Origin of the sequence: Zoogloea sp., from assembly GCF_041911615.1 — a bacterium.
Lineage (GTDB): Bacteria > Pseudomonadota > Gammaproteobacteria > Burkholderiales > Rhodocyclaceae > Zoogloea.
The window spans coordinates 1-1,977 of the sequence record NZ_JAYROR010000012.1; the positions used below are offsets into that span (position 1 = coordinate 1).

Genomic DNA, 1,977 nt, shown 5'->3' on the forward strand with positions numbered 1-1,977 from the left:
CAAATTCCAGCGCGAACTGGGCGCCATGGGCTACAAGTACCAGTTCATCACCCTGGCCGGCATCCACTCCATGTGGTACAACATGTTCGATCTGGCCCAGGACTACGCCAAGCGCGGCATGTCGGCCTACGTCGAGAAGGTTCAGGAGCCGGAATTCGCTGCCCGCGATCGTGGCTACACCTTCGTCTCGCACCAGCAGGAGGTCGGTACCGGTTACTTCGACGAAGTCACCACCGTCATCCAGGGCGGCAAGTCCAGCGTCACCGCGCTGACCGGCTCGACCGAAGAAGAGCAGTTCCACTAAGCTTACCGCTTTGACTTGCCGCCTCACCGGGCGGCATCGGGGCCGGCGCTCACAAGGCGCCGGCCTTATTGTTTGCAGCCGCGACATGTCCGAACACCACGCCCGCAGTTTCCCCCCGCTTGCGGCCCCCGACGCCCGCGTCCTGATCCTCGGCAGCATGCCCGGGCTGGCGTCGCTCGCCGCGGGGCAATACTACGCTCACCCACGCAACGCCTTCTGGCCGCTGATAGGCGAACTGTTGAGCATCCCGCCGGACCGCGACTATCCGGCGCGCGTCGCCGCCCTGTGCCACGCCGGCATCGCGCTGTGGGACGTGCTGTACTCCTGCCGGCGCCAGGGTAGCCTCGACACCGCCATCGAGGACGACTCGCTGGTGCCCAACGACCTTGCCGGATTCATCGCCGCCCATCCGGCGGTCCGCCACATCTTCTTCAACGGCGCCAAGGCGGAAAGCTGCTTTCGCCGCCATATCAGGCTACCCGATGCGGAACGGCCGATTGCGTTCACCCGCCTGCCATCGACCAGCCCGGCTCATGCCGGACGCTCCTTCGCCGAAAAGCTGGCCGCGTGGCAGGCCGTGCGCGCCGCCCTAAAAGCTCGGCCGTGACCACATCCAGGTCAGCACCAGCACGCCGACCGCCGCCGGCACATAGCGCCAGGGCTCGGGGAGCGTCAGCCAGCCGCCGACGGCGCTGATCGCCAGCAACAGCGTCGCCAGCCGTTTGGCGACCCGCGGAATGGCGCCGTGATCGCGCCAGGCGCGAATCGCCGGGCCGACCTCGGGATGCGCCAGCAGGCGCGCTTCCCACTCCGGGTGCGAACGGGCGAAAAAGTAGGCGGCGAGAATCAGGAACGGCGTCGTCGGCAGCAACGGCAAAAAGGCGCCGACGACACCGAGCCCGACCGAGCACAGCCCGAGGATGCGGTAGACCGGTTTTTTCATGCCGTTTTCAGCGCAACTCCCAGTAACTCGGCCGCCCGTAGGTTTCCTTGAGCAGGTCGATGAACAGCCGGACGCGCAGCGGCAAATGGCGGCGCTGCGGAAACACCGCGTAGATGCCCATCGGCGGCGCCTGCCAGGCGTCGAGCACCGAGGTCAGCGTGCCCTCCTTCAGGTCCTGGCCGACTTCCCACAGCGAGCGCCAGGCCAGCCCGCGCCCGGCCAGCGCCCATTCGTGCAGCACGGCACCGTCGTTGCATTCGAAGCTACCGCTGACCTTGATGGTATCGACCGTGCCGGCAGCCGGATCGCGGAACACCCAGCCGCGCTGCTGGCCGAGCGACAGGCAGTTGTGCGCCGCCAGATCGCCGGGTTCGCGCGGCACACCGTGCGCCACCAGGTAGGCGGGGCTGGCCACCACCATGCGGCGCATCTCGCCGAGCCTCACACTGACGAGGCTGGAATCGGTGAGTTCGCCGATGCGGATGGCACAGTCGATGTTCTCGTTGAGCAGATCGACCAGGCGGTCGCTGAGATCGAGATTGACCGTCACCTCCGGGTTGGCCAGCATGAACTCGCCGACCAGCGGCGCCACGTGCCGGCGCCCGAAGCCGGAGGGCGCCGACACCCGCAGCTGGCCGCTGGCCCGGACGCCTCCCAGCGACACCGCCGCCTCGGCATTGGCCATGTCGTTGAGCAGCTTCTGGCAGTCCTCGAGAAAGGCCTGGCCTTC

The 1,977-nt window shown here is 67.6% G+C and carries 3 protein-coding genes and 1 pseudogene; 2 read left to right on the top strand and 2 right to left on the bottom strand.

What is annotated here, in order from left to right; translation table 11 throughout:
* Both ACE3P2_RS01650 and ACE3P2_RS01655 read left to right on the top strand, forming a co-directional pair.
* A pseudogene (locus ACE3P2_RS01650) lies at window positions 1-304 on the top strand (isocitrate lyase); the annotation flags it as partial.
* A gap of 85 nt (window positions 305-389) precedes the next feature.
* Window positions 390-911 carry a DNA-deoxyinosine glycosylase gene (locus ACE3P2_RS01655; protein WP_374260192.1) on the top strand — a complete coding sequence of 174 codons (522 nt, stop codon included), beginning with the start codon at window positions 390-392 and terminating at the stop codon, window positions 909-911.
* Here ACE3P2_RS01655 and ACE3P2_RS01660 read toward each other — a convergent pair.
* Both ACE3P2_RS01660 and ACE3P2_RS01665 read right to left on the bottom strand, forming a co-directional pair.
* Window positions 894-1,247, bottom strand: coding sequence for a YbaN family protein (locus ACE3P2_RS01660; RefSeq protein WP_374260194.1), 354 nt, complete (start codon window positions 1,245-1,247; stop codon window positions 894-896). The genes ACE3P2_RS01655 and ACE3P2_RS01660 overlap by 18 nt on opposite strands.
* A gap of 7 nt (window positions 1,248-1,254) precedes the next feature.
* Window positions 1,255-1,977: substrate binding domain-containing protein (locus tag ACE3P2_RS01665; RefSeq protein WP_374260197.1), on the bottom strand; the 723-nt coding region annotated here is incomplete at its 5' end.

Bases quoted from the DNA above. Each gene is read 5' to 3' on its own strand.
- ACE3P2_RS01660 (WP_374260194.1), bottom strand. From the start codon at position 1,247: ATGAAAAAACCGGTCTACCGCATCCTCGGGCTGTGCTCGGTCGGGCTC.
- ACE3P2_RS01655 (WP_374260192.1), top strand. From the start codon at position 390: ATGTCCGAACACCACGCCCGCAGTTTCCCCCCGCTTGCGGCCCCCGAC.